The following is a 13,277-nucleotide window of genomic DNA, read 5'->3' as shown; positions in this document are numbered from 1 at the left end:
AGTTCTCTTGTTGTTGATCGGCGTTACTTCGCCGCGGTCTTGACCGGCGCCGCCCACGAAGTCGTTCGTGTAGGTCTTGGCGAGGTCGATATGCTTGCCCTTCACCGAAGGATTGAATGCGGAAAGTACTCGCAGCACGGTCTCTGGGCCGTCGGCGGGCATCTTGCCGTCCTTCGTGAACATCGGCAGAGAAGCCTTCAATGCGCCGATATACAGATCCTTGTTGCTGCCGTAGTAGTCCTTCGGCATTTTCGCGGCGATGTCTTCGGCGCTATGCGTGGCGATGAAGTTCAGCGTCTTTGCGAAAGCGTGCGAGAGTTTGGCGGCGTCGCTCTTGTGCGATTCGGCCCACGCGCGTTGCACGTAGAAGCTGGAAGCCGGATAGGTGCCGCCAAGCGCGGCACGCGTGCCTTCGAGCGTGCGCATGTCTATCAGTACTTTTGCATCGCCGGTCTTCAGCAATTGCGAGACTGTCGGCTCCGTGGTCATGCCGGCGTCGATCCGGTTTTGCTTGATGGCCGCGATGAAGCTGTTGTCCGCGCCCACCGGCAGCAGCGTGTATTGCGTGGACGGCACGCCCGCGCGCTGGGCGAGGTACTGCGTGAGGAAACTCGTCGATGAGCCCAGGCCCGTTACGCCCAGCGTCTTGCCCTTTGCGTCGGCCATGCTTTTGAAGGTGTCCGCGGCTTTCGTGGAAACCATCTCCACTTCACCGGGCACCTGGCCGAAGATCACCAGCGCCTCGACTTCCTTGCCTTTGCTCTGCAGGTCGATGGTGTGATCGTAGAAGCCCACCACGCCTTGCACCGCGCCTGCGAGCAGTTCGTTTTCCGCGTCCACGCCGGCCGGTTGCGAAAGAATTTCGACGTCGAGGCCTTCGTCCTTGAAGTACCCGAGTTGCTCGGTGAGTCGCGCCGGCAGGTAGATGATCTTGGCGGCGCCGCCGACCATGATCGTGATTTTCTCCGCATGAGCGGCGGTCGAAGCAGCGGCGAGGGCAAACGCAACACTGGACACGGCGGCAATCTGGCGCAAGGTACGCATGAGGCAGTCTCCTGGGTTTAGTCGCCGCCCGATGTTGCGCGCGGCGCTTTTTGGATGAATGACGGCGATTATAGAAATTGAAAACCTTCTGCGAGCTTTCGGCGCTGTAGGGAAACCATGAGTGTTAACCCCGAAGTGCCGCGGGGCGTGCGTCGCGCGCTGCGCGGCACATCGGCTCGCAATACGCGCAAAGCCCTTTTTTTACGGCACAATCGACGCCCTGACTTTTGCCGTTCCCGCCATGAAGCTGCTGCTCATCGAAGACAATCCCACGCTCGCGCACTGGCTCGCGAAGATGCTCGAGCAGGAGGCATTCGCGCTCGACGCCGTGCAGGACGGCGACGCGGCGGACCGTTTGCTGCAGTCGAATCACTACGACGTCATTCTGCTCGACCTGAATCTGCCGAAGCTGTCGGGCAAGAACGTGCTGCGCCGGCTGCGTCAACGAGGAGACGCTACGCCCGTTCTGATTCTGACGGCGAGCGGTTCCATCGACGAAAAAGTGGAATTGCTCGGCGCCGGTGCGGACGACTACCTCGTGAAGCCATTCGAAGTGCGGGAACTGATCGCGCGAATCAAGGTGGCGATCCGGCGGCAGTCGCCCTCCAAGGCGAGCGAAGTGGTGTGCGGCGATCTCACGTTCGACATCGACACGCGCCAGTTCACGCTGAAAGGTGCGCCGCTCAATGTGACGCCGCGCGAGCGCTCGGTGCTCGAAACGCTCATCTTGAGGCTCGGCAAAACGGTGACGAAGCCCGCGCTCGTCGACGCCATTTTCACGCTCGCCGATGAGCCGAGCGAAGACGCGGTGGAGATCTACATCTCGCGATTGCGCAAGAAGCTCGACGGCAGTTCGGCGGCTATCGTCACGCTGCGCGGACTCGGTTATCTGCTGCGCAAGAAAGAAGATGACCAATAGTTTGCGGGTCCGCTTGTTATGGTGGTTGCTGGTGCCGCTTGCACTGTACGTGTTCGTGACCGGCAAGGCGGCCTACGACAATGCGAGGCAAACCGCCGATCTCGTGCAGGACAATCAGCTCATTTCTTCCGCGCGGATGATTGCCGGCGAAGTGGAATGGGTAGACGGCTTTTTGCGCGTGGATGTACCGCCTGCGGCGCTCGAAATTTTCGCGTCGCCTTATCGCGATCAAGTCTTTTACAGCGTCAATGTCGACGGCCGGCATTTGCTTGCGGGCACGCCGGACTTTCCGCCGCGCCCCACGCAAGCGGCCGATACGCCCGACCACTACGACACCACGCTCTACGGCCAGGACGTGCGTGCTGTGGGAATCGTGCGGCTCATGTACGACAACGGCGCGACACGCCGCGTGCGCGTCACCGTCGGCAAGACCGTGCGTTCGCGCGACGCGATGGCCGAGCAGTTATGGCAACCGCAACTCGTGCGGCAGATCGAAATGATCGCACTGGCCGTTGCGCTCGTGTGCATCGGCTTGACGTTCGAACTGCGTCCGCTGATGAAGGTGAAAGAAGAGGTTGCCGATCGCGATCCGATGCAACTCGAACCGATTCGCGTGGACCGTTTGCATACTGAACTGCGGCCCATTGTCGAGGCGATTAACCAATGCATTGCGCGCCTCGGCGTGCAGGTTGCCGCGCAACGCCGTTTTATCGCCGACGCCGCACATCAGTTGCGCACGCCGCTTACGTTGCTCGGCACGCAATTGCAGTTTGCGCGGCAACAGGGCGGCGTCAATCCCGCGCTCGACGAAGCGCTCGCCGCCATGCATCGCAGTAACCGGTCGATGGTCGGGCTCACCAACAAGTTGCTGTTGCTTGCGCAAGCAGAAGCGGCGGACAACAGTCAGGTCGTTGTCGAGACAGTCGACCTCGTGCCGTTAGCCCTTGAAGTAGTCGAAGATCTCGCGCTGCTCGCACAAGGCCGCGAGATTGACCTGGGCGCGGAGCTTTGCGATAGCGCGCCAGTGGCAGGACACCGCGGCCTGTTGCAAGCGCTAATTGCGAACCTTGTGGAGAACGCGATTCGCTATACAGGGCAGCGGCGGGCATGTCACCGTGTCAGTGAAAGCCGATGCCGATAGCGTCACTGTTAGCGTGCTCGACGACGGTCCGGGCATTCCCGCCGAGTCCCGTAGCCGCATATTCGAACCGTTCTTTCGCGCGTCGACGGATACGGAGGGCACCGGTCTCGGACTCGCCATCGTGCGCGAAATAGCGGACGCACATGCGGGCAATATCACGCTCGACACGGGCGAGGGCGGCAAGGGTGTGCATATGCGCGTGTCTTTTCCGCGTGCGGCGGCGGCAGTGCATTCACGCGCCGCCTGATAATGCGTTACGTATCGCAGCCGTCAGCGTATTCCGCATTGCACTCAGGCAAGCGCTCGTTCACCTGATCGAGCACGCCCGACTTCTTCCACGCCATATACCGGAGATAACAGGTTTGCTGTGGCGGAAATGTTGCGGGCAGCCGGTGCCATTTTTCATTTCTCTGCTGCAACCAGAGTATTGCATTGAGAATCTCGCGGTCGCTGCGGCGCGGGCGCCCGCGAGTGGCAACAGGCTCCGGAAATAGACTCTGGACTCGCGCCCAATCGGCGTCGGAGAGGGGAATTTCTAGCATCGGCCAGCTTGATTGACTGTGTGCAGGACGCAGTCGTTGAGTTGCGTGGCTGACGATGCTAGTAAAAGTTCTGTGTCCGGTCAAATTGCCTCCTGCGTCTTCTATCGGCACGCGCGCGTTATCTTTGCAAAGAGGCCGTTTCTCGCGATCCATTCGGCGTATGCACGATAGTCGGGGTCGTTCATCAGATGCTTTTCTTCTGTTTTCGCCCGCACGAAATAGAGAAGATTGACTGCAACGAGTGCCGCGCAATGCATGAGTGCGACTCGCCAACCCAGAGGCTCGATGAACGGCACACTCACCATCCAGTACGACAGGTTCTTGGCAATATAGGCAGGATGCTTCGTCAAGCGATAAGGTCCGGAGGTGATGATTCCCCGGTTGGTCAGATTGGAGAAGCGCAAGCCAAAAGACATCGTGGCGCAGGCATAGCACAGCAGTAGCGCCACGATCACAGAGCCCCAGACTATCCGTAATACCGGCATCGAAATAAGCCAGTTGTCCCAGAACATCGAGCCTTCGTAGCGAATGTACTGACTGGAAATCAGCGACCAGAACGGCTGATAGCAGATGAGCGCAACGAGCCAGCCGAGCGTGGTCGGCTCCGCGCTGCGCACATGACTGTCCAGAATGCGAAGCGTGCATAAATAGCCGACGGTGCCGAACATCAGATCCATTGCAAACGAGAGGTCGTACATGAAGCGAAACGTTGCAAGAGAGAACGGCGCGTTCAATGCGGCGGAAAGCGAAGCGTTGAGTTGGGCTGCGTTGGTCGAGAGATAGACGGTCATCAGCGGCAGGAAGAACGCTTTCACCATCCAGCCGGCCAGCATTTCGCGTAGGGGCCGCCAGTTCGACGGACGTTCGCCGCGTAACAGCAGACGCGCGAGCAGCAGATAGGCGTCGTCGGTTTCGCGCTGATGCGTGTCCATCCACGCAAAGTAAAACGGCGCGGCCACTGCCACGTAAGGTGCGAGCGTTCCAATCAGCGACCAGAACGGGTGATAGAACGAACCGTGGTATTCGGGCAATAGCCAGTAAAGCGCGCCGATGCCTGCATAGATACAGGCCAGGGACGCAAGACGCATTGCGACGCGCGCGATGTTGAGCGACCGTAGCGCGCGACGCGTGAGCCCCGCGCTCGGACGCAAATAGACGCGCGCGACAAGCAGCTCGTAAGCACCCACGGTAGCGATGATCGCGAGGCAGGCCACGGTGCTGCGCGTGGCGCCGTCCAGCGCGGTGCTATCGCGCACGAGCCACAGCGTCAGCAGGCCGGCGAGCATGCCCAATAAGCCCACGGAAAACGGCGTTGCCGAGCGCGGAGCCGGATCGTCGGCACGCGCAAAGGTCTCGATGCTGGAGGTCATGTCATCCTCGTCGTCATGACATAAGCGGCGGCCGGGCGTTATTTTGTTTTGGGTCCCGGCCGCTTCGGGCTAGTGGTTATTTCTTCGCAGGGGTGACGCCGCCGAGCAATCCGCCGACGAGGTTTGTCACTGGCGCAAGCGGGTTGGTGCTGGACGACGTGCCGCCGCTCGAACGGCCTGTCAATCCGGTGATGAGGCCGGTGACCGGATTCGCGGCCGCGCCGGCTTGCGATCCGCCGGCCGCGCCCGTCGCGCCTGCTGCACCGGTCGCGCCGGCCGCGCCGACCGCCGATGTCAGCGATCCCAGAAGCGTCGTGACGGGGGCAAGCGGGCCGCTTGCGCTGCCGCCCGTGCTACCCGTCCCACCGCCCGCGCCGCCGAGCGAGCCCGCAGTGCCGAGAAGCGCGGTCACGGGCGCGAGCAGCCCCGCAGCGCTGCCTGGCGTGTTCGCGCCTGCATTGCCGCCGAGCGAGCCCAAGTTGCCGATGAGGCCAGTCAACGGCGGGATCGATACGCTGCCGCTTGCGCTCGCGCCGCCTAGCGGGCCGAGCACGCCGGTAAGCGGCGCGAGCGGATTTGTCGTCGCTCCCGTGAGCAGTCCGCCCGTGGTCGTGACTGTCTTGCCCAATTGACTCACGACTCCGCCGACGTCTTTGCCGACCTGATCGCCGGTCGCGGCCGACACGCTGAGTCCCGCGGAGTTGAGTCCATTGCCGACGGTGCTCAGCAGCGCGTTGAGCGGCGAGCCGAGGCCGGTTGCATTGCCGACGGTCTGCGTCGTGTTCGACACGGCGACCGTTATCGGATTGATGACCGAGCTGAGTTGAGTCTCGACCTGTTGCACGGGCGCGCCGGCCAGCGTGGTGCTGAGCCCCGAGCCGACCGCATTCAGGCCGCTTCCGACACCGCCGACGACACTGCCGAGCGTCGACGTCAGTGGCGCAGCCGGCGCGAGCGGTCCGCTGCCGAGGCTCGTGACCGCGCTGCCGAGCGACGTCACCGCGGCGGCCGCGTTGGACACGACGCCTGACGTCGAACCGAGTGTCGGGTTGAGCGGATTGGCCGAGCTGCCCAACGTGCCCAGGCCGGCGGCGCTGCCGTCCCCGAGAGCTTTGACGGCATTGCCGAGATCGGTCACGGCGTTGCCGAGGCCCGCGGTGGTTGCGTTGTTGACGCCGGGAACGGATGTGCCGGTGACTCTACTGCCGGTATCGGCGACGGTTGTGCCGACAGCGGTGATGAGGTTGCTGGCGTTGATGACGACCTGGCCTATCGGCGTCGAGGAGGTGCCGGAAGTACCTGAAGTGCCTGAAGTGCCAGTGCCTGAGGTTGTGCCGGACGAAGTGCCGGAAGTGCCCGAGGTGCCCGAGGTGCCCGAAGTACCCGAAGTACCCGAAGTACCTGAAGTACCCGAAGTACCCGAAGTACCCGAAGTACCGGAAGTACCCGAAGTGCCTGAAGTGCCTGAAGTGCCTGAAGTGCCTGAAGTGCCTGAAGTGCCTGAAGTGCCTGAAGTGCCGGATGTACCCGAAGTACCCGAAGTCCCCGAAGTCCCCGAAGTCCCCGAAGTCCCCGAAGTCCCCGAAGTACCCGAAGTACCCGAAGTACCCGAAGTACCCGAAGTCCCTGAAGTACCCGAACTACCGGAAGTGCCCGAACTTCCAGATGTCCCCGACCCGCCCGAACTCCCCGAAGTCCCACCCAGTCCTCCGCCGCCGAGTCCACTGGTGTTGGGCGTAAGCGGACTCTTGGTCGGCGTATTAAGCGTCGAACCGCAGCCGTAGAGCGCGAGTAATGTCGATGCCGCGACGGCGATAGCAGTGCGGCTGGCAAATTTGATCATGATGTCCCCGTTGAACGACTATTGACGGGGACATATCTGCAAGCTCCGCGCCATAGGCTGAGCCTGGCGCAAAATCGCACAAACGAGGCATCAAAACAATGTTTCGGCGCCGCGCATAGAATTTAATGCCAAAAACGATCTGAAAACCAAAGACGCACGCGCCGATGTTCCCGCGCACGCTACGTAACGCCCAGCTCCGTCGTAACGGCGCGCGCACCCACTTACAGCGCTAAGCGCGCGAGACCCACAGCCAAACCGCGAAGCCCAACGCAACCTCAAAACGCAGCCGTATAAATCGCCAGCGCATCTTCTTCAGCGACCGGCCGCGGATTATTCACGAGCAGGCGCGTTTGCAACATGGCGTCGCTGGCCATCCGCGGAAGGCCTTCGCGCTCGATGCCGACATCGCGCAATCGGGCCGGAATCGCCGTGGCGGCGATCATCTGTTCGAGCTTTTCGATCAGCGCATTCGTCTTGGTTTCAGCGCTGCCCGTTACGCCCGGCACAACGACATCCGCGAGTTCGGCATAAAGCGTCGCCGCCGATTCAGCGTTGAAGCGCAAAACATGCGGCAACACGAGCGCGTTGGAAAGCCCGTGCGGCACGTGATAAATGCCGCCGATCGGATACGCGAGCGCATGCACGGCGGCCACCGGCGAGTTCGCAAACGCCTGTCCGGCGAAGGTCGCGCCGAGCAGCATCGCCTCGCGCGCGCCGCGATTGCTGCCGTCTTCGCAGGCGGGCAGCAGGTTGCGCGACAGCAGGTCCAGCGCTTTGATCGCGAGCATGTCCGAGATGGGGTTCTTCAAATGCGCGGACGTATAGGCTTCGATCGCGTGAACCATCGCGTCGATGCCCGTCGCGGCCGTTGCCGCCACCGGAAGCCCGAGCGTGAGTTCGGCGTCGAGAATGGCGAGGTCCGCGATCAACTGCGGGGCAACCACGCCCATCTTCTTCGCCTCGCCGATGGTCACGATCGACACAGCCGTGACTTCCGAGCCGGTCCCCGCGGTCGTCGGCATCTGCACGAGCGGCAAGCGCGATACCGTGACCTTGTTCACGCCATACATGTCGCTGAGCGGCTGCTCCTGCTGTGGCGCGAGCACGGCGATGAGCTTGGCCACGTCCATCGACGAGCCGCCGCCCAGCCCGAGCACGATCTCGGCACCGGCGCTGCGCGCCCGCGCTGTCGCTTCGAGCACGATATGTTCGGGCGGATCGGCGATGACGTCGTCGATCACGGTCGCATTCCAGCCATGCGCCGCGAGGTCCGCGAGTGCGGGCTTCAGCAGGCCGCTCTTGTGCAGAAAGCCGTCGGTCACCACGCACACAGACTGAAGCGTGGGAAATTGCGCGCGCAACAAAGCGCCCAGCCGTCGCGCCGCGCCGAATTCGACGACGAGCGTCGGCACCGTTTGAAAACGGAATGCGTTCGTCATGCTGCGTCTCCCGGCACCATGTGGCTGGACACCTCGCGCCGCTCGAGCAACGGAATGATCGTGCCGAAGCCAAGACGCTGAAAATGTTCGGTCTCGCGATGCTCGGCGAGGCCGTTCGCGTCGCTGTACTGTTCGAGGATCACAAAATGATCGGGCTCGAGCGGCGAGCGGAAAAATTCGTAGTAGAGATTCTTCGGCTCGGCGCGGGTCGCCTCGGCGAGTTCGGCGAGATGCTTGACGATCGCATCGCCGTGGCCGGGCTTGGCGAAGAAATGCGCGATCACCTGCAGGTAGGCATTAGCCATGACTTACTCCAGCAAGAACGTAGTGGGTCTTTTTGTCGGCAGCGCGCGGCATCCGCTCGCTACGGTAGTTTGGGCAGGCGGCGAAAGCGCCGCGCAGTTCTCAGTTGTACCAGATTCGAATCCGCCGCTAGGCAGCTCGGCCGCGAAGTCGACGCTGTTCGGCATTCTCTTCAGCCGAGAGTGTTGGAGTTTAAGTTTATTTCACATGTTTATTGAGAATGATTCGCGTTTGCGTTAGATTGTCATCGTATCGTCGGCGCAGTTGCTCGTCTGCGGCTCTGGATGCAGCCGGCGCGCCGCTTCTGCAAGAGGACTCGTATGACCATGCTTTCGATGCCGCGGCCCTCGCTCGCGGATCTCTCCATCGAGCCGGGGCTGCCGGCCGTCGTTTCGCCGCGCGCGGGCGCCGCCACTATGTCGCTGCACGAGGCGGCGCCGCTGCTGCATGCAATCGTCGATGAACACCTCGAGCGCGCGGGCGGCGTGCTCTTCACCGGCTTCCGGGTCGAATCGATCGACGCGTTTCAGGCTTTCGCGGCGTCGTTCGGGCATCCGCTGATCGGTTATGAATTTGCGTCCACGCCGCGCAGCCAGGTTGAGGGGGCGGTGTACACGTCGACGGAATATCCGCCGCATCGTTCGATTCCTTTGCATAACGAACAATCGTACACGTGCGAATGGCCGTTGCGCATCTGGTTTCACTGCGCGCTCGCCGCCCGTTCCGGCGGCGCGACGCCGATCGCGGATAGCCGCGCGATCTACCGCGCACTCGATCCGGCGCTCGTCGCGCGCTTTGCGAGCCGCGAACTGCTTTACGTGCGCAACTTCGGACAAGGGCTCGACTTGCCGTGGCAGCAAGCGTTCGGCTCGGACGATCCGCGCGTGGTGGAGCGCGTGTGCCGCGCTCGCGGCATTGAATGCGAATGGCGCAACAGCGAAGACGGCGAACTGCTTCTGCGCACGCGCGAGCGCTGCCAGGCGGTCGCGCGGCATCCGCGCACGGGCGAGCGCGTCTGGTTCAATCAGGCAAACCTGTTCCACCTTTCGTCGCTCGATGAAGACATGCAGGAGGCGCTGATCGATTCCGTCGGCATCGAGAACGTGCCGCGCAATGTCTATTACGGCGACGGCGCGCCGCTCGAAGCGGACGCCCTCGCGCAGATTCGCGGCGTGCTGGACGAACAGCGCATCGTGTTTCCGTGGCGGACCGGCGACGTGCTGATGCTCGACAACATGCTGACGGCGCACGCGCGCGATCCGTTCGAAGGACCGCGCAAAGTGGTGGTCGCGATGGCGCAGAGCTACCGCGAGCGCGATGCGGTCGAAGGTGCGATTGAAGGTGCGGTCGGACATTCCGCCGACTGTTAAGCGGCCGATTACATCATCGAGGCGAGGTGGGCGGCGATAGTTGAGAGCGATTCTCATTAATCGCGAGTGGGTGGGTGCTGAGTCATCTATAAGACATATGTCTTTCGGCCTAGGGCAAATCGTTGAAACCCTTGTCTGGCGGGCATCCGGCTAGTTTGACCCGGTTCTTCGGCCTGTTTGTTTAGCAGCGGACGGACGAAAACACGCATATACTCACGGTCGGGCCGTAAAAAGTAGTGCCGCGGGTCGCGCTGCGTTTTGCTGCTTCGTCGCAACTCGCTGGCTCAGCGCTTCCCACGCTCTGTCTCTCACTTCACCTAGCAAAGCATCAAACATGTCCACACCGCCGAAGATCATCTACACCCTCACCGACGAAGCGCCTGCTCTGGCGACTTATTCGCTGCTGCCGATCGTCAAGGCGTTCACGCGCTCGTCCGACGTGATCGTTGAAACGCGCGATATTTCGCTTGCTGGCCGGATCATCGCTGCATTTCCGGACTACCTGACCGCGGAACAAAAGGGTTCCGACGATCTGGCGGAGCTGGGTGGACTCACCACGCGTCCTGAAGCGAACATCGTCAAGCTGCCGAACATCAGCGCTTCGGTGCCGCAACTGAAGGCCGCGATCACCGAATTGCGCGACCAGGGCTACAAGCTGCCGCCGTATCCGGACGTCGCCACGACGGACACTGAAAAAGACGTCAAGGCACGCTACGACAAGATCAAGGGCAGCGCGGTGAACCCGGTGCTGCGCGAGGGCAACTCGGACCGCCGCGCGCCGCTGTCGGTCAAGAACTACGCACGCAAGCATCCGCACAAGATGGGCGTGTGGTCCGCGGACTCCAAGTCGCATGTGGCGCACATGAGCGGCGGCGACTTCTACGGCAGCGAAAAGTCGGCGCTGATCGCAGCGGCCGGCACGGTGAAGATCGAACTGACGGCCGCCGACGGCACGAAGACGGTCCTGAAGGAAAAGACGCCGGTGCAGGCGGGCGAGATCATCGACGCTTCGGTGCTCAGCAAGAACGCGCTGCGCAGCTTCATCGAGTCGGAAATCAACGACGCCAAGGCGAAGGGCGTGCTGTTCTCCGTCCACCTGAAGGCCACCATGATGAAGGTGTCCGATCCGATCATCTTCGGCCAGGTCGTGTCGGTGTTCTACAAAGACGTGCTGGCCAAGCATGCCGACGCGCTGGCGCAAGCCGGCTTCAACCCGAACAACGGTATCGGCGACCTGTACGCGCGCCTCAAGGATCTGCCGGCTGAGACCGCCGCGCAGATCGAAGCCGACATCAAGGCTCAATACGAACAGCGTCCGCAACTGGCCATGGTCAATTCGGACAAGGGCATCACGAGCCTGCACGTGCCGAGCGACGTGATCGTCGACGCATCCATGCCCGCCATGATTCGCGAGTCGGGCAAGATGTGGGGTGCCGACGGCGCGCTGCACGACGCCAAGGCCGTGATTCCGGACCGCTGCTATGCGGGCGTGTATCAGGCAGTGATCGAAGACTGCAAGAAGAACGGCGCATTCGATCCGGTCACGATGGGCACAGTGCCGAACGTCGGCCTGATGGCGCAAGCCGCCGAAGAATACGGCTCGCACGACAAGACGTTCCAGATTCCGGCTAATGGCGTGGTCCGCGTGACCGACGCGAGCGGCGCGGTGCTGATCGAGCAAGCGGTGGAAGCGGGCGACATCTGGCGTATGTGCCAGACCAAGGACGCCCCGGTGCAGGACTGGGTCAAGCTCGCCGTGAACCGCGCGCGCGCTACCAGCACGCCGGCCGTGTTCTGGCTCGACGCGGCTCGTGCGCACGACGCGCAGATCATCAAGAAGGTCGAGCAGTATCTGAAAGACCACGACACGAACGGTCTCGACATTCGCATCATGACGCCGGTCGACGCAACGAAGTTCTCGCTGGAACGCATCCGCGCGGGCAAGGACACGATCTCGGTCACCGGCAACGTGCTGCGCGACTACCTGACCGACCTGTTCCCGATCATGGAACTGGGCACGAGCGCGAAGATGCTGTCCATCGTCCCGCTGATGGCTGGCGGCGGCATGTTCGAAACGGGCGCGGGCGGTTCGGCGCCGAAGCACGTTCAGCAACTGGTCGAAGAAGGCTTCCTGCGTTGGGACTCGCTGGGTGAATTCCTGGCGCTGGCGGCGTCGCTCGAACATCTGAGCAACGCGTATCACAACCCGAAGGCGCAGGTTCTGGCCAAGACGCTGGATCAGGCAACCGGCAAGTTCCTCGATAACGACAAGTCGCCGGCGCGCAAGGTTGGCGGTCTCGACAATCGCGGCAGCCACTTCTATCTCGCGATGTACTGGGCCGAAGCATTGGCCGCGCAAACCGAAGACGCCGCGTTGCAGGCTCAGTTCGCCGGCGTGGCGAAGGCAATGGCCGACAACGAAGCGAAGATTCTCGACGAACTGCGTGCAGCGCAAGGCAAGCCGGTGGACATTGGCGGTTACTACCGTCCGAACGTCGAACTGACGAGCAAGGCCATGCGTCCGAGCGCGACGCTGAACCAGATCGTCGACTCGATCGCGTGATGTGTTGGGCGATGTGCTGACGGGCGTGCGGAATGACGCGCGCGCCAAAGCACGGGTGCACGCACCTACGCACGCCCAAAAGTAGGCGGTAAGCAAGACGATGGCGCTCTCGAGCGCCATCGTCGTTTCTGGCTCCACCAAGTGGACGCGCGTCATGCGGTCCCTCAAACGTGAACGATTTCCCAGTCGCTCAGTTTCTCGGGAATTTCCAGCGTCGACGTATCGACTTCCGACAGATGCGGGCAGGTCAAGCCGCGCGCGAGATCGTCGGCCGCCTGTTGCGGGCTCGAGAACTCGCCGAGCTTGTCGTTGCCGTAGGTTGCTTCCCAACCGTCGTGGCCGGGCAGAATATAGAACGCTCCCTGAGCCGATCCAAAGCGAAAGCCTTTCATTTTTCGTCTCCCAATTGCCAATAAAAAACCGTGGTGCGTTGGCGGCGTCATGGGTGGGAGTGCGAGGGGTCGTCAGATTGCGTTTCGTCCCATCCAACTCACTGCACCGCATGAACCGCGTGCTCTTGTAAAAGAGTCTACGTCAGCAGTCGGGGCCGCAAGCCGGAGTTAGATGGTTGGTTCGAAGGAAAAATGTAGCGTAAAAACAGCCACTTACGCGCTTTGTTTCGCGATGTGCAACGCGGGGCGGCATTGCGAAATGGCGGATTTGTGCCACGCACCACGGTTTTTTACGAAGCAAGGGCGCGTGTCACATCGTGAAATTTGGGGCCTGCGCGATACGGACAGGTA

10 protein-coding genes and 2 pseudogenes are annotated in these 13,277 nt (G+C 62.1%); 5 read left to right on the top strand and 7 right to left on the bottom strand.

Annotation, left to right across the window (positions count from 1 at the left end; all coding sequences use genetic code 11):
* Positions 1-23 precede the first annotated feature (23 nt).
* Positions 24-1,044 (bottom strand): annotated as a pseudogene (locus tag ABIE53_RS21670) (ABC transporter substrate-binding protein).
* Positions 1,045-1,285: 241 nt separating this feature from the next.
* On the opposite strand from ABIE53_RS21670, the gene ABIE53_RS21665 reads away from it, so the two are divergent.
* Positions 1,286-1,963, top strand: a complete 678-nt coding sequence (locus ABIE53_RS21665) for a response regulator (protein WP_006047217.1) — start codon at positions 1,286-1,288, stop codon at positions 1,961-1,963.
* Positions 1,953-3,351: pseudogene (locus tag ABIE53_RS21660) on the top strand (sensor histidine kinase). Before ABIE53_RS21665 ends, ABIE53_RS21660 begins: the two are co-directional and overlap by 11 nt.
* A 7-nt stretch (positions 3,352-3,358) precedes the next feature.
* Here ABIE53_RS21660 and ABIE53_RS21655 read toward each other — a convergent pair.
* From ABIE53_RS21655 to ABIE53_RS21635, 5 genes are all read right to left on the bottom strand, one after another.
* Positions 3,359-3,646, bottom strand: coding sequence for a transposase (locus ABIE53_RS21655; protein ID WP_006047215.1), 288 nt, complete (start codon positions 3,644-3,646; stop codon positions 3,359-3,361).
* 101 nt (positions 3,647-3,747) lie between these two features.
* Complete coding sequence (locus tag ABIE53_RS21650) at positions 3,748-5,016, bottom strand: isoprenylcysteine carboxylmethyltransferase family protein (RefSeq protein WP_192699627.1); 1,269 nt, start codon at positions 5,014-5,016, stop codon at positions 3,748-3,750.
* Between the two features lie 76 nt (positions 5,017-5,092).
* Entirely contained in the window at positions 5,093-6,859 is a 1,767-nt protein-coding gene (locus tag ABIE53_RS21645) for a collagen-like triple helix repeat-containing protein (protein WP_192699628.1), read from the bottom strand.
* Between the two features lie 275 nt (positions 6,860-7,134).
* On the bottom strand, positions 7,135-8,298 hold the full coding sequence (locus ABIE53_RS21640; RefSeq protein ID WP_192699629.1) for an iron-containing alcohol dehydrogenase: 1,164 nt from the start codon (positions 8,296-8,298) through the stop codon (positions 7,135-7,137).
* Positions 8,295-8,603 carry a putative quinol monooxygenase gene (locus tag ABIE53_RS21635; protein ID WP_006047209.1) on the bottom strand — a complete coding sequence of 103 codons (309 nt, stop codon included), beginning with the start codon at positions 8,601-8,603 and terminating at the stop codon, positions 8,295-8,297. Before ABIE53_RS21635 ends, ABIE53_RS21640 begins: the two co-directional genes overlap by 4 nt.
* Here ABIE53_RS21635 and ABIE53_RS21630 point away from each other — a divergent pair.
* From ABIE53_RS21630 to ABIE53_RS21620, 3 genes are all read left to right on the top strand, one after another.
* Complete coding sequence (locus ABIE53_RS21630; protein ID WP_157140579.1) at positions 8,602-8,841, top strand: hypothetical protein; 240 nt, start codon at positions 8,602-8,604, stop codon at positions 8,839-8,841. The genes ABIE53_RS21635 and ABIE53_RS21630 overlap by 2 nt on opposite strands.
* An 80-nt stretch (positions 8,842-8,921) precedes the next feature.
* Positions 8,922-9,971, top strand: a complete 1,050-nt coding sequence (locus ABIE53_RS21625) for a TauD/TfdA family dioxygenase (protein ID WP_006047208.1) — start codon at positions 8,922-8,924, stop codon at positions 9,969-9,971.
* 334 nt (positions 9,972-10,305) lie between these two features.
* On the top strand, positions 10,306-12,534 hold the full coding sequence (locus ABIE53_RS21620) for an NADP-dependent isocitrate dehydrogenase (protein ID WP_114157766.1): 2,229 nt from the start codon (positions 10,306-10,308) through the stop codon (positions 12,532-12,534).
* 164 nt (positions 12,535-12,698) lie between these two features.
* Here ABIE53_RS21620 and ABIE53_RS21615 read toward each other — a convergent pair whose 3' ends face one another.
* Positions 12,699-12,926 carry a hypothetical protein gene (locus tag ABIE53_RS21615; protein ID WP_006047206.1) on the bottom strand — a complete coding sequence of 76 codons (228 nt, stop codon included), beginning with the start codon at positions 12,924-12,926 and terminating at the stop codon, positions 12,699-12,701.
* Positions 12,927-13,277 lie beyond the last annotated feature (351 nt).

Source organism: Paraburkholderia sp. OAS925 (assembly GCF_040543975.1).
Lineage (GTDB): Bacteria > Pseudomonadota > Gammaproteobacteria > Burkholderiales > Burkholderiaceae > Paraburkholderia > Paraburkholderia graminis.
This window is presented reverse-complemented; position numbering and strand designations above follow the sequence as displayed.